Here is a 17007-nt window from a genome sequence, read left to right as displayed (position 1 = left end):
TTATAACTCATTTTTCTGTTTTTTTCCATGTTTTTTGTTTGTTTTAAACAAAATTGAAGGTTTGTGATATGGTATGGGACATAAAAAAGCACCTTGCAATGATGTGCAAGATGCTTTCTCCAGTTGATAGAACGATATATTTCACTATAAAGAAATTTTGATTCCTATTGATTTACATTTTTAAATGTTAGTTTAGCATCTGGGTCAATACTAGTTACGATATTTGTATAATAGGTTTCTGCTGATTCTGTGATCAGTTCCTTATATTGCTCAAGATATTCTTCTTGCTCTTTATTGCTAAGAGCTTTAACTACATCCTCTCCAGTACCAATATTTTCAGTTGCTCCACTCAACAATTCTCCGCTTGGAGCAAGTATCTTATATTGTTCTTTAGAACTTTTCGACAACTCTATTCCTAGAACTTGATATTTAGGGATGGTTAGCTCATACTCATGCTCAGCGATTTTCTTAACCTTAATTCCTTCTTTTATCCCAAACTTAGCATCGTAATTAAGAATTATGACACCTTTTTTTATAGAGAGCGGAATACTGATATTGGTACCAGGGATTTTCTTATCTTTTTCAACCAGTTCAACTCTTTGAATACCTGTATTTAAAAAAACACTTTCATTGACTTTCTCCAGACGAGTAATTTGCATATATATCTGTTTGCGCTCGTCTGAGGCATTTATCCCCTGAAAATATCCAATGATATTATAAGTTTTCGCAACAACAAAAAAGATAGCGAGAACGGCTACCACAATCCATATGTAAACCTTAGCCCCCAAAACTTTTTTTATGAAATCCTTAACTATTTTCATTATACTACTTCCTCCGAATCAAAAATGCTGCTCCAAGGCTAATAATAGCTAGAAAAGCTGCTAAATAAGGGTTCAGCGGAAAGAGAATGATAACTAAAAGCAACAACAAAATAAGTGATGCAATTTTTACTATTTTCATAATACAACTCCTAAAACTTTTTCAATAAAAATTATATAAATATATATACCTTTTGTCAAGCGGTTTCAAAGAGAATATTACATCAAAAATCCCCCAGCAGAAGGCTGCTGGGGGATTGTCATTAGATCAAAGATTGCTAGCCAATCAAACTTCCATTTGGGACCTTTTCGTCCACAGTAAGGAGAGTCAGTTGGTCGCCGTGCTCGGCTGATAGAATCATACCTTGGCTGATGCGGCCCATCATCTTGCGAGGTTTGAGGTTGGCTACGATTTGGACTTTCTTACCGACCAGTTCTTGCTCATTTGGATAGTATTTAGCAATACCAGAGAGGATTTGGCGATCCTCACCGTCACCTGCATCCAAGCGGAACTGAAGAAGCTTGTCAGAACCTTCAACTTTAGAAACCTCTTTGACTTCTGCAACACGGATTTCCACCTTATCAAAGTCATCAAACTTGATTTCCTTGCGGTTAAGTTTGAGCTCGACTTCTTCGGGATTCCATTCTTTTTCAACCTCAGGTTTGTTGCCTTCCATTTGTCCCTTGATATAGGCAATTTCTTCTTCCATATCCAGACGTGGGAAGATTGGTGTTCCTTTTTCTACAACTGTCAGGCCTGCTGGGAGCTGGTCAATTGCTAGGTTTTCCAGCGAAGCTGCTTGAGGCAAGCCAAGTTGGCTGAGGACAGACTTGCTGGTTTCCATCATGAAAGGCTCAATCATGTGGGCCACAACACGAAGGCTAGCTGCTAAGTGGCTCATGACTGCTGCCAGTTCTTTGACCTTGGAATCATCCTTAGCCAGAACCCAAGGAGCGGTTTCATCGATATATTTATTGGTGCGGGAGATGAGCGTCCAGACTGCTTCTAGGGCGCGTGGGTAGTCTACTGCATCCATGTGTTTGTAGTAGTCAGCGATGGATTCAGATGCCACCTGAGCCAGAGCTCCGTCAAAGTCTGTCACATTTTCTTCGTAGGCTGGCACTTGACCGTCAAAGTACTTGTTAATCATAGAAACAGTACGGTTGAGCAAGTTTCCAAGATCATTAGCTAACTCATAGTTGATACGACCTATATAGTCCTCAGGTGTGAAAGTTCCATCAGATCCCACAGGAAGACTGCGCATGAGGTAATAACGCAATGCATCCAAACCATAGCGTTCTACAAGCATTTCGGGATAGACCACATTGCCCTTAGACTTGGACATCTTGCCATCCTTCATGACAAACCAACCGTGGGCAATCAGGCGGTCAGGCAGCTTAATATCCAGCATCATGAGCAGGATTGGCCAGTAGATAGAGTGGAAACGCAGAATGTCCTTGCCCACCATGTGGAAGACTGTTCCATTCCAGAATTTATCATAGTTAGCATGATCATCCTGACCGTAGCCAAGGGCTGTCGCATAGTTGAGCAAAGCATCAATCCAAACATAGACCACGTGTTTAGGATTAGATGGCACCGGCACACCCCAAGTAAAGGTCGTCCGAGATACGGCCAAGTCTTCGAGACCTGGCTCAATGAAGTTTTTCAGCATTTCATTGAGACGACCGTCCGGCGTAATAAAGTCTGGATGAGATTTGAAAAATTCTACCAAGCGGTCTTGGTACTTGCTGAGACGGAGGAAATAAGACTCTTCTGATACCCACTCAACTTCATGTCCAGATGGTGCGATTCCGCCAATTACTTTCCCGTTTTCATCACGGAAGACTTCTGCCAGCTGGCTTTCAGTGAAAAATTCCTCATCAGATACAGAATACCAGCCTGAATATTCACCCAAGTAGATATCATCTTGGGCTAAGAGTCGTTCAAAAACATCGGCTACAACCTTTTCATGATAGTCATCGGTCGTCCGGATAAATTTATCATAAGAAATGTCTAGCAGTTTCCAGAGTTCCTTGACCCCAACCGCCATACCATCTACATAAGCTTGAGGACTGATACCAGCTTCTTCAGCTTTTTGCTGAATCTTCTGTCCATGCTCGTCAAGGCCAGTCAGATAGAAAACATCGTAGCCCATGAGACGCTTGTAGCGAGCCAGAACATCACAGGCAATGGTCGTATAGGCAGATCCGATGTGAAGCTTACCGCTTGGGTAGTAGATAGGGGTCGTAATATAAAACGATTGTTTTTCAGTCATTTTTAATCCTTTCAAGGCTAATGAAACCTTTTTTAATAGCACTTCATTATATCATATTTTGTTAAGTTTGCGAAAAGACATTCATTAACATTCAAATCAATTAAAAAACCTAGAAAATATTCTAGGTTTAATAGGTTACAACATTCAAGTTTCCACTTTCATACTCGGCGATGAAGATATTTGAAATATCAGTGTATCCGTCTTTAGCCAGTCTCTCCACCAGCCAGTCTTCTGTTTTGTCAATAGACTCCAGAATATCAATTTGGACAACACCATCTGTGATAAGGGGATATTTAGGATTCTCTTCACCAGCCTGTACAATAATCAGCTGGCCGTTTTGCTCTATAACCGCCCGTTTGACCTGCTTGAGCTGGAAAATACCTTGGCTGCGCAGCTTCAAAGCCACATCTGCTGCTGAAAGACCAACAGAACGGCAGGCTTCGGGAATTAATTTCCCATGCTGAATCAACGTTGTCGGCTTGCCATCAATCAAATGCTTAACTGCACGGACATTGTTATTGAGCCACTTTAGGGTCAAGACCAAGATGGTCCACATGATGAGAATGACAGCATACTGAAGAATGTTAATGGAGCTATTATAAATCACCCCACCGATAATGCCACCAAGGACATAGTTTTGAATCTGGTCGATTGCTGAATTGGGCGCCAGATTTCCTTTTCCCGTCACGTTGATGACAAAAACCAGTGAGAAAAGCCCCAGCGCTAGTTTAATTAGGATTTCAAGAAAATTCAATGTCATTTTTCAACCTCCACTATTTCGATATCTGTCATCTTATGCAAGTCAATTTTTTCAAGCAGATATTTATCCGGCTCACTGCCACTCATAGCCCGATAAAAGTTCTTTCCGACCTTCAAAATCGCTCCATCAGTTGCGGCTGAAGTATTGACATAGACCTCCGACTTATCCACACCCAAGTCTTCTGAAATGACCTCAATGAAATGCAGAGAGGTTTGAAACTGGTTGTTAGAGTCTTGGTCAGTCTGAAAATTGCTAATGCCAATCAAGACCATAGCCACTAAGGCCAAAACAGAAATAATGGCTAATTCCCGGAATTTTGAATCACGCTTATTGCGATAGGCCTTAAAAGCAAAAAAACCTGTCACAAGCAGCAGCAAGACAGAAAGCGCAACAGTCACCCAGTTTTGCTGGCTAATCTGACTCAAAACATAATCATAAGAATAGAATTTCATGGTTTCTTCCCTCTATTTTTCTAGGATAATTATAGAAAAATTTTCATTATTTTTCAAGCTTTCTTACAATCACTTTGCTATAAATCAGTCCTAAATTTTGTTATAATAAACTCAGCAAACTTCTACTAGAAAAGGAAATTTTATGAAACTCATCTCTTGGAACATTGACTCTCTCAACGCTGCATTAACCAGTGATTCTGCCCGAGCTAAGCTCTCTCAGGCCGTCCTCCAAACCTTGCAAGCAGAAAATGCAGATATTATCGCCATTCAGGAAACAAAACTGTCTGCGACAGGTCCGACAAAAAAACACTTGGAAATCTTGACAAATCTTTTCCCAGACTATGAAAACACTTGGCGTTCCTCCCAAGAGCCGGCCCGCAAAGGCTATGCAGGAACCATGTTCCTCTACAAAAAAGAACTGACGCCAACCGTAACCTTCCCAGAAATCGGCGCTCCGTCAACCATGGATGTCGAAGGCCGCATCATTACGCTGGAATTTGACGGCTTCTTTGTCACTCAGGTTTATACGCCTAATGCTGGCGATGGACTCAAACGCTTGGATGACCGTCAAGTCTGGGATGTCAAATACGCTGAATACTTGGCAACACTAGATCAACAAAAACCAGTCCTCGCTACTGGCGACTACAATGTGGCCCACAAGGAAATCGACCTGGCCAATCCAGCCAGCAACCGCCGTTCACCAGGCTTTACTGACGAAGAGCGCGCTGGCTTCACCAACCTGCTGGCTAAAGGCTTCACCGATACCTTCCGCCACTTGCACGGCGATATCCCTAACCAATACACTTGGTGGGCACAGCGCAGCAAGACTTCTAAAATCAACAATACAGGCTGGAGAATCGACTACTGGCTAACCAGCAACCGAGTGGCAGACAAGGTGACCAAGTCTGATATGATCGACTCCGGTGCGCGCCAAGACCACACACCGATTGTCATGGAAATTGAGCTCTAAGGAGAAAGCTAATGGACTATCAAGCTGTCATTCCTGAATTCGTGGTATCTGACATCGACAAGTCACGCCACTTCTACTGCGACTTGCTGGGATTCTCTGTCGAATACGAGCGTCCAGAGGACAAATTTCTCTTCCTCTCGCTTGAAGACTGCCAACTTATGCTAGAAGAAGGCAGCACAGAAGAATTAGCCCAACTGACCTATCCTTTCGGACGTGGTGTCAATATTTCCTTCGGCATTGAAGATGTCCCTCAGCTCCACAAAAAACTACTGGAAGCTGACTATCCTATCCATCGTCCGCTGACAAAAAGAGAATTTCGAGTGGGAGATAGCTTTATTTATCCCCATGAATTTGCGATTTTGGATCCAGATGGTTATTTTTTAAGATTTAGTGAATAAGAAAGCGAAGTCATTTGACCTCGCTTTTTAAATGTCTTTAAAGTTATAAAGTTGCGGATAGTGATCGCACTCGGGATTTTTAGGATGGCAGATAGCCCGTCCAAAGTAAATCATGGCCTGATGGGCTGGCAGCCAACGTTCTGGTGGGAGAACATCCATAACTCGCTTTTCTACCTCTAGTGGCGTTGCCGACTTTTTAACGATATCATGGTGCTTGCAAATGCGCTCCACATGAGTATCGACAGCAAAGGCTGGAATACCAAAGCCCACACTCATGACAACATTGGCTGTCTTGCGACCAACACCAGCTAGACTTTCCAATTCCGCCCGCGTTTGTGGTACTTGGCCATCAAAGTCGTCCAAAAGCTGCTGGGCGCATTTCTTCAAAAACTTGGCTTTGTTGCGATAAAGACCTAGGCGGGAGATATATTTAGCAATGTCTGCTTCACCAGCCGCAGCCATGTCCTGTGGACTAGGATAGGCTTCAAACAGAGCCGGCGTTGCCTTATTGACTGCAGCATCTGTCGTCTGAGCCGACAGCATGACCGCTACCAAAAGCTCAAAGTGATTGCGAAAATCTAGACTGGGCTTAGCATCAGGGAAAAGAGCAATAATCTCTTCAATGACATGACGAGCCCGTTTTTTTGATAAAACCATGATTCTTCTTTCTAAGATTGAGATAGATTTATTATATCATGAAAGGAAGAAGCATCCAAAAAACATGATTGAGAATGCAGCTGTTCTTAATACTTTACAAACCTAACTCTTCATACGCCTTCCGGTAGCCAATCTGCAAGATTTGGTTATCTCGCACCAAGAGCGGTCGTTTAATCAACATGCCGTCTGTCGCTAGTAAATCTGCAGCTTCCTGAGCTGTGAAATGTGGCACCTTTTCTTTGAGCCCTAGTTCACGGTATTTGAGACCGCTAGTATTGAAAAAGGCCTTGAGCTCAAAGTCCGAATTCTGAATCCAGTCTAGGAGCTGATCCCGGCTAGGTGTATTTTGGACAATATCCACCGCTTCAAAATCCACTCCTAATTGATTGAGTTCAGCCTTGGCCTTGCGGCAGGTAGAGCATTTTGGGTATTCGATAAATTGTAACATTGTTTTTCCTCCGTCCCTATGATAGCCCAGCTAGCTCCTTCTTGTCAAGCCGAGACTCATTAGAAAAAGCCGACAAGCGAAAGGCTTATCGGCTGATACAGACTTATCCCCTAGGGAAGTATAGTCTGTTTTTTATTATTTCTTAATCAAACGCACGCGCACAATATTATCGCTATTTTCAAATTTATCAACCAACTCCTGAATCTTGCTTTCGTCTGACTCATCCAAATCCAGCAAGGTATAAGCATAATCACCCTTGGAACGATTGATGATATTGTCAATATTGATATTCAAATCACTAACCGCTGTTGAAATTCGAGCCACAATATTCGGTACATTTTTGTTAATCAGGGTAATCCGATAAGGCGCTGAGAGTGCCTGACGGACATTAGGGAAATTCACAGAGTTGATAATCTCGCCCGTTTCCATGAAGCGGCGAATGGTTTTGCCAGCCATAATGGCACAGTTGAGCTCAGCTTCTTCGGTCGATCCACCCAAATGCGGAAAGACTGTAATCTGCGGATGACGGAGCAGCTTTTCTACACCAAAGTCTGTGATATAGCGCTTGACTACACCAGCTTCTATGGCTTCAAAGAGGGCAGCATTGTCCACCAGCTCGCCACGAGCAAAGTTGATGAGAGTTGTTCCCTTTTGCATAAGACCAAAAGCAGCCTGATCAAAAGTAGCGCGTGTATCATCAGTCAGAGGGACGTGGATAGTGATATAATCACTCTTCTCAAAGATTTCCTTAATGTCTGCTACCCGTTTGACATGGCTAGAGATATTCCAAGCTGTTTCAATGGATACATAAGGGTCATAACCCAGGACATTCATCCCCAGACGATAGGCATCGTTGGCAATGCGGCCGCCGATAGCTCCTAACCCAATGACTCCCAAAGTCTTCTCTGCAATTTCTGTCCCAGCAAACTGCTTCTTACCAGCTTCCACTTGCTTGGGAACATCATCACCAGAAAGGCCATTAGCCCAACTGTTAGCTCCGATATAGTCACGTGCAGATAGGAGAATAGAAGCCAAGACTGCTTCTTTTACCGCATTGGCATTAGCTCCTGGCGTATTAAAGACCACAATTCCCTGAGCCGTTGCCTGATCGACAGGAATATTATTGGTTCCTGCCCCCGCTCGCGCAATGGCTTTGAGCTTGCTCGGAAATTCCTGTCCATGCAGGTTTTGACTGCGCAGGATATAAGCATCTGGATTGTCAGACTTGTCTCCGTCAATCTGAAAAGCATTGCCCAGCTCCTTAAGCCCGATTTGATTGATGTTATTAAAGGTTTTGACACTAAAGACCATAGATTCCCTCCCTTAAGAATTTTCTTCTTCAAATTTCTGCATAAAGGCAATCAAGTCCTTGACACCTTGGAGCGGAAAGGCATTGTAGAGACTAGCTCTCATGCCGCCTACGCTGCGGTGCCCCTTGATATTCTTGAATCCCGCTGCTGCAGCCTCTTTGTTAAATTTGGCGTCCAGCTCTTGGCTAGGAGACACAAAGGGAATATTGGCTACTGAGCGCTGCTCCTTGTAATGGACTGGACTGCGATAAAAGTCAGACTGCTCAATGAAGTCGTACAAAAGGCCAGATTTTTCACGATTGCGCTTTTCCATTTCTGCTACGCCACCTAGTTCCTTGACCCACTCAAAGACCAGTTTGGCCATATAGATGGCAAAAGTCGGTGGTGTATTGTAAAGAGAGCCATTGTCCGCCTGAATGCGGTAATCCAACATGCTAGATAGAACTGGTTCGTCATCCAGCAGGTCTTCTCGAATGATGACAACTGTCACGCCGGCAGGTCCGATATTCTTCTGAGCCCCAGCATAAATCAAACCGAAATCCTCTACTCGGTATTGAGCAGCCAGGATATTAGAAGACATGTCCGCCACAATCGGCACGCCATTGGTCGCTGGCAGATCATAAATAGCCGTTCCTTCAATAGTATTATTGGTTGTCAGATGCACATAAGCCGCCTGCGGATCAATCTCCTTTTCATCAAAAGAAGGAATTTCCGTGTAATTTAAATCCTCTGACGAAGCCAAAAGAATAGGCTCAAACGGAATGAACTTAGACAGCTTGACTGCTTCAGTGTAAGCTTTCTTTCCCCAAGATCCAGCCACTAGGTAATAGGCCTTGCCGCCTTGGGCTAGATTAAGGGGAATCATACTAAACTGGGTAGAAGCTCCCCCCTGTAGAAATAGCACGCGGTAATTGTCTGGAATATCCATGAGCTCACGCAGCAAGCTCTCAGCTTCTTTGATAATATCGTCAAATTCTTTGGATCGGTGGGACAGCTCCATCACACTCATGCCACTTTGGGCATAGTCTAAAAACTCAGCCTGAGCTTTTTTCAAGACTTCCTTGGGCAATACTGCCGGTCCAGCAGAAAAATTGTAAATCGTCATATCCTACCTCCAAAATTTATTTTGTATATCATATCACAAAGTTTAGAAAATATCTATTTTATTTCAGAAATCTAGTACTTTTTTAGGTAATTCCCGAACATTGTTGAAATATAGATAAACAAAACCAACTGTCTAATCCAGATAACAAAAAAATCCTGATTTTAAGTCAGGATTAAATAGTCTTACTAAAAAGCTGAGTTACACTTTTTACAATTTTTAAACAGACAACTGGTTGTATTGAGAAATTTATGAGCTTCTATCAATCCTTATTTTCATGATAAACCGCATAGAGCTCGCTCTTGTTCCTGCCGTATTTCTTGGCCACTTCCTTGATAGCCTGATTTTTTTTGCTGCCGGCTTCAACTAAAAGATCAATCTCAGCTAGGATCTGCTCCTGAGATATGTCGTGAGGAGCATCTTCTGCCGCCCCAGCTACAATCAAGAGACACTCTCCTTTAGGCGGATGTTCAGCCGTATAAGCCAACAAGTCTGAAATCAGCCCTCGCTGATACTCCTCGTGAATCTTAGTCAGCTCGCGCACCAAGACGACTTGGCGGTCACCATAAACCGCCAGCATATTTTCCAGCGTCGCCCGAACCCGATGAGGAGATTCGTAGAAAATCTGGGTCTCAGGATAGGATTTTTTGCTAGTGAAAAATTCCTTCTGCTGGCCAGCCTTTCTAGGCAGAAAGCCATAGAAAATATGCGGTTGGGGAGCCAGTCCGCTGGCAATCAAGGCTGTTATTCCAGCACTAGGACCAGGAATTGGCACTACAGTAATTCCAGCTTCTAGCGCTGCCTGAACCAAATCATGTCCAGGATCAGAAATACTGGGCAGACCAGCATCCGAAACCTGAGCTATATCATTTCCGCTTTGAAGCATGTCCAAGAGGATTGGAATTCTTTCCTTGGCATTGTGCTCATGAAAACTGATCTGCTTAGTCTCAATCCCAAAATGCTTGAGCAGAAGGCCCGTATTTCTCGTATCTTCAGCCGCAATCCTGTCAACCTCTTTCAAGGTATTGACCATGCGGAGGCTCATATCGTCCAGATTACCGATAGGAGTCGCGACCAGATAGAGTTTGCCGTAGGCAGTTTCGCCCTTAAAACTTTTTTGAACCTGCATCACTACTCCCTAAATAACAATTCATCGCAGAACATGCACTCTGCGTCATTCTCCCGGCGCTGACCATAGAAATCCGTACAGACATGAAAGCCGTCATAATAAAGCTTACGCAGATTATCCCGGTTTTTCTTGGTCTTGGTCGGAGCTTCTTTCTCCACCTCTCCCAAGCGCTCCCTCAACTTGTCATTTTCCAGATGCAGAGCAATATTTTCCTCTACCACACTCTTGAGATTTTTCTTGACAGCCTCCACCTCAGCAAGGGTCACTAAAAGCGTCTGTGAAAAATCATCTAAGGCGTCAAATAAGTCTTTTTTATCCATTTTATACTCCTGTGCTGCCTCTTTTTACTTTCCCTTCAAAGTCATATATTCTAAAGCGTTTTGAAAAGATACGTTGGCCCGCCACATCTTCCGAGACAGCAAAAGCTGCTCCAAGGCCTGTCGACCGCTCTCTGTTGCTATCTCTTTATAAAATAACACTTCCAAGAGCTTGAAGACCTGTTCCTGCTTCTCCTTATCATCAGCCAGCTTTGCTAGACGCGAAACCTGCAGAAATGCCTGACTGGAGCGATTTTGAAAATCCTTGACAAAGCGCTCGCATTCGCTGACTAATTCAAAAAAGGCATTATTATGAGCCAAGCTTTCCGCTTCTGACTGAGTCTGACTATAAGCAGCTAGTAGCTCCGCTCGACTTTTAATCAAGCCATCCTGTTCCAAGCTGTGCTGCAGAACAGCTGTATTTTTCAAGAAATGATAAACCTGAGTCCGACTCCGAATCGTCGGCAGAATCAGCTGTTCATCAGCAGTCAGGAGAAAGATATAAATCTCGCTCTGCGGTTCCTCAATGACTTTGAGCAAGGAATTGGCTGCATTAACATGCATCCGATCCGCATCGCAGATAATGAAAACCTGCCGACTGCCTTCTAAGCCACTTTGAGAGAAGTTTTGGACCAACTCCCGAACTCGGTCTGTTTTAATAATGTTATTAACCGGTCGCACCACAGTTACATCAGAAAAATCTTCTTCTGCAATCAAACGACAAGAACGACAGGACTGACAAGGCCAGACGCCTTGCTTATTCTCACAAAAGAGACTTTGGGACAGAATTTGGGCCATTTCAAAACTGCCAAAAGCTCCGGTAAACAAGTAGGCATGACTAAGCCGCCCCTGTTCCAGAATATGCTGAAACTGCTCAAACAAGCTGGGCTGGCTTTGCTGTATATCTTTTATCTTCATGACGGATTCCCAAATCGTTCCTGAATGATGGCCAAACTATCAGCCACTACCTTATCCAAAGGTTGGCTGGCATCTACCTTGACAAAGCGCTCAGGCTCCTTGTCAAGAATCGCCAAATAGCCCTGCCGAACCCGCTGATGCAGGTCTAAACCCTCCAGATCAAGCCGATTCACCTCTCGGCTCTCACTCTTAGCAATCCGCGCCAGCCCTTCTTCCACATCAATATCAAAATAGAGGGTCAAATCAGGCTTGAGTCCATCTGTCGCAAACTGATTGAGCCATTCAATATCTGCCACATCCAGACCCCGTCCGTAGCCCTGATAGGCAACTGAACTATCGATAAAACGGTCCATCAAGACAAGCTTTCCTTGCGCCAAAGCTGGCAAAACCCGCTCAGTCAAGTGCTGACGGCGACTGGCAATGTACAGCAAGAGCTCAGTTTTAGCATCCATAGCCGTATGACTAGGTTCCAAAATCACTTCGCGAATGGCCTCCGCAATCTGGACGCCGCCCGGCTCCCGTGTTGTAATCAGACCAGTGCCATAACTTTGCAAAAAAGGAAGCAAGGCTTCCAACACACTCGACTTTCCAGCCCCTTCCGGGCCTTCCAGCGAAATCAAAATACCATTTTTCATCTTTACCTTTAATCTCTAACTTCTATTTTTTGATCATTTTAAGAAAATGCAGATAAGACTTGCCCTAAAGCTTGATATAAGCTACTTTTACAGCATGTCCAAACGGTTGAGCAACCTGACAAGAACCGATTCCGTCAGCTCATTATTTTCACCCTACTCTTTTTTATCTATTGTTTATTTTACCAAAAAAAAAGCCAAAAGCCCATCATAAGAAAAGACTTTAAGAATTTTTTCAAAGTGTTTCACAAAGGCTAAATTTTTGGTAAAATATATTCAGAAGAAATTTCTGGAAATAGATTTAGGAGGATGTTATGTTTAAATTAAAAAACGTACTGGCCATCATTTTTGGGGCTGGAATTTTTTCTTTTGGGATTCATTATTTGGTCATTCCTTTTCATTTATATGAAGGTGGCGCGACGGGTTTGACCTTGATTGCCTACTATCTGTTTAAAATCCCTGTCTCGACGACCAACCTGATTATTAACATTCCTCTCTTTATTATTGCTTGGAAGCTACTGGGCTCGCGAACCCTCTACCTCAGCATTCTGGGAACCTTCTCTGTATCTGCTTGGCTCAAGATTTTTGAAATCCTACCTGCCTCCAAACACCTGCAAGACTATTTTCTTTCAGCTCTGGACGGGGATGTTTTACTGGCCTGTCTTGGAACAGGGATTGTTCTGGGGATTGGACTGGGCATCATCTTCAATGCTGGCGGAACAACTGGAGGTACTGACATTGTAGCCCGCATCTTTAATAAATACACTAGCATTTCCATGGGCAAACTCATGCTGACAGTTGACTTTGTAGTCATTACCTTGGTTCTCCTTGTTTTCAAAGACCTACGCATGGTGTCTTATACCCTAATGTTTGTCTTTATCACCTCGCGCGTCATTGACTTGATTGCAGAAGGAGGCTTTGCCGGCAAGGGATTCCTTATCGTTACCAGCAAACCGGCTGAACTTGCTGAAGCTATCAATAACAAGCTAGATCGTGGAGTGACTTTCCTCAATGGCCAAGGCTTCTATAGCAAGCAGGATCTCCAGATTGTCTACTGCGTTGTATCCCGTAACGAAATGCAACAAATGAAGAAACTTATTAACCAAGTCGATCCATTTGCCTTTACTACTATTACTGAAGCCCATGAGATTTTGGGCGAAGGCTTCACTTTAGATGCCAACAAACAACCTATTGTACGTTAAAAACCTCATCTAATGATGAGGCTTTTTTATCGCTTATAAAGCTTTTGCAGAAGTATGTGTAATCTCAGCTAGCTCAATCGCATGCTCTTCAAATTTTTTCTTGAGAAGAGCTGTATCTATATTACCAGCTAACTGTACTTCAATGACGACTTTGCCATCCTTGCGTGGGATATTGACGGTATTGGAGATGTTGAGATTTTCTTCCACCAGAAGACGGATAATCTGCTCAAGAACCCCCACCTTATTCTCAGTGACAAAGCGCAGACGGACTCCCTCTTCACCATAGCCAGATACTTCTAAGAAAGCCTTGAAAATATCACGGTCAGTGATAACTCCGTAAAGCTGCTCATTATCCACGACAGGCAAGATACCAATCTTATTTTTCAGCATCAGATAGGTCGCATCTTCCAGACTGGCAAACTGAGAAATTGTGACCACATCACGAATCATAACATCACCAACTTTTGTTTTGTTGAGAAGATAGTTCATCTCATAAATGGACAGACTCGTTGCCTTAGATGGACTAGCTTCTGCAATCGTTCCTTCTGTCACCAGTCCCACTAGTTGGTCATTCTCAATCACTGGCAGACGGTGGAGTTTTTGCTCACGCATCATATCTGCCGCATGAGCAATCGTAGTATTTGGGCTGATATAAACCACCTTACGCGTCATAAAATCTTTAACTGCCATAAAAGTTCCCTCTACTTCCTATCCATAATTCTTATACTTATTATACTTTATTTTGCAGCTGATTTCAAACGCTTCCAAGGTCTTTGCCTAAGTTTTCAAAATTTAGAAAAATCCCTCGATTGGAAAAATTTGAAGATAGGAAATGGCTAGCTATACTATCTTAAGCATCTAGGAGAAGAAAAAAGGTCCATTGGACCTTTTCAAAATGTTAAGTTACTATCGTAACTTTCTATCAACAACCTAAAAATGTCTCCCAGACATTTTGAAGAAAACTCGCTCTCGCGAATTCCCATCTGCAACCTGAAACAATCCGGTGGGCATCTTGACGAAAACCTTGTTTTCTTTATCTGCAACTTAAAAAGGTCCATTGGACCTTTTCTAAATGTTAAGTTACTATCGCAACTTTCTATCAACAACCTAAAAATGACTCCCAGACATTTTAAAGAAAACTCGCTACCGCGAGTTCCTATTTGCAACCTGAAACAATCCACCGGATTGTTTCAGCCACCTAGATATGCTTTGCGGACTTCGTCGGAAGCGAGGAGTTCTTGTCCTGTTCCAGACAGAACGATTTTACCTGTTTCAAGAACATAACCACGGTCGGCGATAGAGAGAGCCTTGTTTGCATTTTGCTCAATCAAAAGAACTGTTGTGCCTTGCCGCTGGATATCTTGGATAATATCGAAGATTTCCTGGATAAAGATTGGCGCCAAGCCCATAGAAGGCTCATCCAAGAGCAACAGCTTAGGCGTAGACATCAAAGCACGTCCCATAGCCAGCATCTGCTGCTCACCTCCTGAAAGGGTTGCAGCATCTTGGTTTTTACGCTCTTCCAAGCGTGGGAAACGAGAGAAGACCTTTTTGAGATTGGCTTGATTTTCTTCTCGATTTGTTTTGAGAAAGGCGCCCATTTCCAAATTTTCCAAAACGGTCAAACCTGGAAAGACATGACGTCCTTCTGGTACTTGCGAAAGTCCAGCTGCTACGATTTTTTGAGCAGGAACTTTTTGAATTTCATTGCCTACAAATTCAATTTTACCAGCACTTGGACGAACCAAGCCTGAAATCGTGCGGAGAATGGTCGTTTTCCCAGCGCCATTGGCACCAATCAGGGAAACGACTTCTCCTTCATTGACTTCAAAGCTGACATCACGGACAGCCTGAATCATGCCATAATGGACAGAGAGATTCTCAACTTTAAGCATGGACATTAGGCTTCACCTCCTAGATAAGCTTCAATAACGCGTTTGTCATTCTTGATTTCATCAGGTGTTCCGTGCGCAATCATGCGGCCGTACTCCAACACATAGATTCGCTCAGTAACTTCCATTACCAAACTCATGTCATGCTCAATCAGCATGATAGTAATGTTAAATTCGTTTTTAATCCGTCGAATCAATGCAGTCAGCTCTGCTGTCTCCTGAGGGTTCATCCCTGCAGCCGGCTCATCCAAGAAGAGGATCTTTGGCTCCGTTGCCAAGGCCCGAACAATCTCCAAGCGGCGCTGCTGACCATAAGCTAAGTTCTTAGCCAAGGTTTCTGCTTCCTTGTCCAAGTCAAAAATTTTCAGCAACTCCAAAGCCTTGTCTTTGAGTTCTTCTTCGTTTTTGTAGTAGGCTGGCAGGCGGAAGAAGGAAGCTAACACATGAGCCTTATGATGGTTACCGAAGGCAATCAGAACATTATCCAAAACACTAAGGTCCTTAAAGAGCCGGATGTTCTGGAAGGTCCGCCCTAGCCCTAAAGCAGCAATCTTGTAAGGAACCTTACCATTGAGCAAATGACCATCCAGTGTCACTGTCCCTTCACTCGGCTCATAGACACCCGTTAAGAGATTGAAAAGAGTCGTTTTCCCAGCACCATTAGGGCCAATCAGACCAACCAACTCGCCCTCGTTGAGTTCCAAGATCACATCGCTGACAGCAGTCAAACCACCAAAGTTTTTAGTTAGATTTTTCACATCAAGAAGTGCCATTATTCTTTGACCTCCTTATTCTTTTTGAAGAGCTTAGACAGGCTGAGCTCCCATGTTCCCAAAAGTCCGCCTGGACGGAAAATCATGACCAAGATTAAGGCCAAAGAATAGACAATCATCCGAATGCTGGACACATCCTGCAGCAGCATATTGAGAATTCCCAATACTACTGCAGCCACAATGGTTCCAGTCATAGAGCCTAGACCACCAAAAACGACAATAATCAAGATATTGATAGTGTTGGTAAAGGAATAGTCCTTAGGAACAACTGATCCAACAAAGCCAGCTTGAAGAGAGCCAGCAATAGAAGCCGTGATAGCTCCTAAAACAAAGGCTGTCACTTTGATTCTAGTAGTATTAACCCCAACAGACTCGGCAGCAATCTCATCCTCACGGACAGACAGAGTACTGCGACCGATAGGACTGCGCAGGAAATTCAAGGTCAAAATAGTTGTGATAACAACAAAGACATAGACCATCTGCCAAGAAGTAAAGGGTGGAATGGATAGGATACCAGCTGCGCCATTCGTCAAAGTACCGCCATTAATAATTAGAATCCGGATAATCTCAGAGACACCAAGAGTCGCAATCGCGAGATAGTCCCCTTTAAGACGAAGCGTTGGCAAACCAACTGCCAAAGCTACAATACCAGCAATGACTGCTCCTACCAGCATAGCAATGAAGAAAGCTCCATAAGTTGGCGATTTAGAGCCAATAATTGCTACAGCGTAGGCACCGATAGCCATAAATCCAGCATGGCCAAGAGAGAATTGGCCCGAGAATCCGACGATGAGGTTGAGCCCGACCGCCAGAATAATATTAATTCCGATCTGCTCTAAGATTTGAATGTAAAAAGCGTTGAGAACACCGGCACTAACCAATACTGTCATCAGCAAGTAGCCGATTAAGACAAGGCCAAGCCAGAAAATATTTACCTTTAAATTCTTTTTCAT

Annotated in this window: 20 protein-coding genes; 3 read left to right on the top strand and 17 right to left on the bottom strand. The window is 43.5% G+C overall.

The genetic code is table 11. From position 1 onward, the window contains the following. Positions 1–164: 164 nt before the first annotated feature. The 5 genes from MFP28_RS03370 to MFP28_RS03350 form a co-directional block, all read right to left on the bottom strand. Positions 165–821, bottom strand: coding sequence for a DUF4230 domain-containing protein (locus MFP28_RS03370; RefSeq protein WP_002899818.1), 657 nt, complete (start codon positions 819–821; stop codon positions 165–167). 4 nt (positions 822–825) lie between these two features. Next, a complete protein-coding gene (locus MFP28_RS03365) occupies positions 826–960 on the bottom strand; it encodes a hypothetical protein (protein ID WP_002905949.1) in 135 nt (44 codons plus the stop codon). Between the two features lie 136 nt (positions 961–1096). Then, positions 1097–3094 carry a methionine--tRNA ligase gene (gene metG / locus MFP28_RS03360; RefSeq protein ID WP_032915804.1) on the bottom strand — a complete coding sequence of 666 codons (1998 nt, stop codon included), beginning with the start codon at positions 3092–3094 and terminating at the stop codon, positions 1097–1099. Positions 3095–3221: 127 nt separating this feature from the next. After that, positions 3222–3854 carry a DUF421 domain-containing protein gene (locus MFP28_RS03355; protein WP_002905947.1) on the bottom strand — a complete coding sequence of 211 codons (633 nt, stop codon included), beginning with the start codon at positions 3852–3854 and terminating at the stop codon, positions 3222–3224. Then, positions 3851–4306: a DUF3290 family protein gene (locus MFP28_RS03350; RefSeq protein WP_002905946.1), complete on the bottom strand. Its 456-nt coding sequence runs from the start codon at positions 4304–4306 to the stop codon at positions 3851–3853. Before MFP28_RS03350 ends, MFP28_RS03355 begins: the two co-directional genes overlap by 4 nt. Positions 4307–4448: 142 nt before the next feature. On the opposite strand from MFP28_RS03350, the gene MFP28_RS03345 reads away from it, so the two are divergent. Both MFP28_RS03345 and MFP28_RS03340 read left to right on the top strand, forming a co-directional pair. Next, complete coding sequence (locus MFP28_RS03345) at positions 4449–5276, top strand: exodeoxyribonuclease III (protein WP_002905945.1); 828 nt, start codon at positions 4449–4451, stop codon at positions 5274–5276. A gap of 11 nt (positions 5277–5287) precedes the next feature. Continuing rightward, positions 5288–5674 (top strand): bleomycin resistance protein, encoded by a 387-nt coding sequence (locus MFP28_RS03340; protein WP_002905944.1) that lies wholly within the window; start codon positions 5288–5290, stop codon positions 5672–5674. 27 nt (positions 5675–5701) lie between these two features. Here MFP28_RS03340 and nth read toward each other — a convergent pair whose 3' ends face one another. From nth to tmk, 8 genes are all read right to left on the bottom strand, one after another. After that, a complete protein-coding gene (nth, locus tag MFP28_RS03335) occupies positions 5702–6331 on the bottom strand; it encodes an endonuclease III (protein WP_002905943.1) in 630 nt (209 codons plus the stop codon). Positions 6332–6425: 94 nt separating this feature from the next. Next, positions 6426–6779 carry an arsenate reductase family protein gene (locus MFP28_RS03330; RefSeq protein ID WP_002905942.1) on the bottom strand — a complete coding sequence of 118 codons (354 nt, stop codon included), beginning with the start codon at positions 6777–6779 and terminating at the stop codon, positions 6426–6428. A gap of 135 nt (positions 6780–6914) precedes the next feature. After that, positions 6915–8090 carry a 3-phosphoglycerate dehydrogenase family protein gene (locus tag MFP28_RS03325; protein ID WP_002905940.1) on the bottom strand — a complete coding sequence of 392 codons (1176 nt, stop codon included), beginning with the start codon at positions 8088–8090 and terminating at the stop codon, positions 6915–6917. Between the two features lie 12 nt (positions 8091–8102). Next, positions 8103–9194 carry a 3-phosphoserine/phosphohydroxythreonine transaminase gene (gene serC, locus MFP28_RS03320; RefSeq protein ID WP_002905939.1) on the bottom strand — a complete coding sequence of 364 codons (1092 nt, stop codon included), beginning with the start codon at positions 9192–9194 and terminating at the stop codon, positions 8103–8105. Between the two features lie 259 nt (positions 9195–9453). Then, positions 9454–10320 (bottom strand): 16S rRNA (cytidine(1402)-2'-O)-methyltransferase, encoded by an 867-nt coding sequence (gene rsmI / locus MFP28_RS03315; protein WP_002905938.1) that lies wholly within the window; start codon positions 10318–10320, stop codon positions 9454–9456. A 2-nt stretch (positions 10321–10322) separates the two neighbouring features. After that, a complete protein-coding gene (gene yabA, locus MFP28_RS03310) occupies positions 10323–10640 on the bottom strand; it encodes a DNA replication initiation control protein YabA (protein WP_002894690.1) in 318 nt (105 codons plus the stop codon). A gap of 24 nt (positions 10641–10664) precedes the next feature. Beyond that, positions 10665–11555 (bottom strand): DNA polymerase III subunit delta', encoded by an 891-nt coding sequence (locus MFP28_RS03305; RefSeq protein ID WP_002905936.1) that lies wholly within the window; start codon positions 11553–11555, stop codon positions 10665–10667. Beyond that, positions 11552–12190 (bottom strand): dTMP kinase, encoded by a 639-nt coding sequence (gene tmk, locus MFP28_RS03300; RefSeq protein WP_002905934.1) that lies wholly within the window; start codon positions 12188–12190, stop codon positions 11552–11554. The genes MFP28_RS03305 and tmk overlap by 4 nt, the downstream gene beginning before the upstream one ends. Before the next feature lie 311 nt (positions 12191–12501). On the opposite strand from tmk, the gene MFP28_RS03295 reads away from it, so the two are divergent. After that, positions 12502–13389 (top strand): YitT family protein, encoded by an 888-nt coding sequence (locus tag MFP28_RS03295; RefSeq protein ID WP_002905933.1) that lies wholly within the window; start codon positions 12502–12504, stop codon positions 13387–13389. Positions 13390–13422: 33 nt separating this feature from the next. Here MFP28_RS03295 and MFP28_RS03290 read toward each other — a convergent pair whose 3' ends face one another. The 4 genes from MFP28_RS03290 to MFP28_RS03275 form a co-directional block, all read right to left on the bottom strand. Further along, positions 13423–14079, bottom strand: a complete 657-nt coding sequence (locus MFP28_RS03290) for a CBS domain-containing protein (protein ID WP_002905931.1) — start codon at positions 14077–14079, stop codon at positions 13423–13425. A 500-nt stretch (positions 14080–14579) separates the two neighbouring features. Beyond that, positions 14580–15290 carry an ABC transporter ATP-binding protein gene (locus MFP28_RS03285; RefSeq protein ID WP_002894681.1) on the bottom strand — a complete coding sequence of 237 codons (711 nt, stop codon included), beginning with the start codon at positions 15288–15290 and terminating at the stop codon, positions 14580–14582. Continuing rightward, positions 15290–16054 carry an ABC transporter ATP-binding protein gene (locus MFP28_RS03280; protein ID WP_002905930.1) on the bottom strand — a complete coding sequence of 255 codons (765 nt, stop codon included), beginning with the start codon at positions 16052–16054 and terminating at the stop codon, positions 15290–15292. The genes MFP28_RS03285 and MFP28_RS03280 overlap by 1 nt, the downstream gene beginning before the upstream one ends. After that, complete coding sequence (locus MFP28_RS03275) at positions 16054–17007, bottom strand: branched-chain amino acid ABC transporter permease (protein ID WP_002905928.1); 954 nt, start codon at positions 17005–17007, stop codon at positions 16054–16056. Before MFP28_RS03275 ends, MFP28_RS03280 begins: the two co-directional genes overlap by 1 nt.

Source organism: Streptococcus sanguinis (assembly GCF_050234405.1).
Classification (GTDB): Bacteria; Bacillota; Bacilli; order Lactobacillales; family Streptococcaceae; genus Streptococcus; species Streptococcus sanguinis_W.
The sequence above is the reverse complement of the archived record's forward strand: the minus strand, read 5'-3'. Positions and strand labels throughout refer to the sequence as shown.

Bases quoted from the DNA above. Each gene is read 5' to 3' on its own strand.
- MFP28_RS03280 (WP_002905930.1), bottom strand. From the start codon at position 16,054: ATGGCACTTCTTGATGTGAAAAATCTAACTAAAAACTTTGGTGGTTTG.
- MFP28_RS03305 (WP_002905936.1), bottom strand. From the start codon at position 11,555: ATGAAGATAAAAGATATACAGCAAAGCCAGCCCAGCTTGTTTGAGCAG.
- rsmI (WP_002905938.1), bottom strand. From the start codon at position 10,320: ATGCAGGTTCAAAAAAGTTTTAAGGGCGAAACTGCCTACGGCAAACTC.
- MFP28_RS03355 (WP_002905947.1), bottom strand. From the start codon at position 3,854: ATGACATTGAATTTTCTTGAAATCCTAATTAAACTAGCGCTGGGGCTT.
- MFP28_RS03295 (WP_002905933.1), top strand. From the start codon at position 12,502: ATGTTTAAATTAAAAAACGTACTGGCCATCATTTTTGGGGCTGGAATT.
- MFP28_RS03290 (WP_002905931.1), bottom strand. From the start codon at position 14,079: ATGGCAGTTAAAGATTTTATGACGCGTAAGGTGGTTTATATCAGCCCA.
- MFP28_RS03345 (WP_002905945.1), top strand. From the start codon at position 4,449: ATGAAACTCATCTCTTGGAACATTGACTCTCTCAACGCTGCATTAACC.
- MFP28_RS03330 (WP_002905942.1), bottom strand. From the start codon at position 6,779: ATGTTACAATTTATCGAATACCCAAAATGCTCTACCTGCCGCAAGGCC.
- metG (WP_032915804.1), bottom strand. From the start codon at position 3,094: ATGACTGAAAAACAATCGTTTTATATTACGACCCCTATCTACTACCCA.
- serC (WP_002905939.1), bottom strand. From the start codon at position 9,194: ATGACGATTTACAATTTTTCTGCTGGACCGGCAGTATTGCCCAAGGAA.
- MFP28_RS03370 (WP_002899818.1), bottom strand. From the start codon at position 821: ATGAAAATAGTTAAGGATTTCATAAAAAAAGTTTTGGGGGCTAAGGTT.
- MFP28_RS03340 (WP_002905944.1), top strand. From the start codon at position 5,288: ATGGACTATCAAGCTGTCATTCCTGAATTCGTGGTATCTGACATCGAC.
- MFP28_RS03285 (WP_002894681.1), bottom strand. From the start codon at position 15,290: ATGTCCATGCTTAAAGTTGAGAATCTCTCTGTCCATTATGGCATGATT.
- MFP28_RS03325 (WP_002905940.1), bottom strand. From the start codon at position 8,090: ATGGTCTTTAGTGTCAAAACCTTTAATAACATCAATCAAATCGGGCTT.
- yabA (WP_002894690.1), bottom strand. From the start codon at position 10,640: ATGGATAAAAAAGACTTATTTGACGCCTTAGATGATTTTTCACAGACG.
- MFP28_RS03275 (WP_002905928.1), bottom strand. From the start codon at position 17,007: ATGAAAAAGAATTTAAAGGTAAATATTTTCTGGCTTGGCCTTGTCTTA.
- tmk (WP_002905934.1), bottom strand. From the start codon at position 12,190: ATGAAAAATGGTATTTTGATTTCGCTGGAAGGCCCGGAAGGGGCTGGA.
- MFP28_RS03350 (WP_002905946.1), bottom strand. From the start codon at position 4,306: ATGAAATTCTATTCTTATGATTATGTTTTGAGTCAGATTAGCCAGCAA.
- MFP28_RS03365 (WP_002905949.1), bottom strand. From the start codon at position 960: ATGAAAATAGTAAAAATTGCATCACTTATTTTGTTGTTGCTTTTAGTT.
- nth (WP_002905943.1), bottom strand. From the start codon at position 6,331: ATGGTTTTATCAAAAAAACGGGCTCGTCATGTCATTGAAGAGATTATT.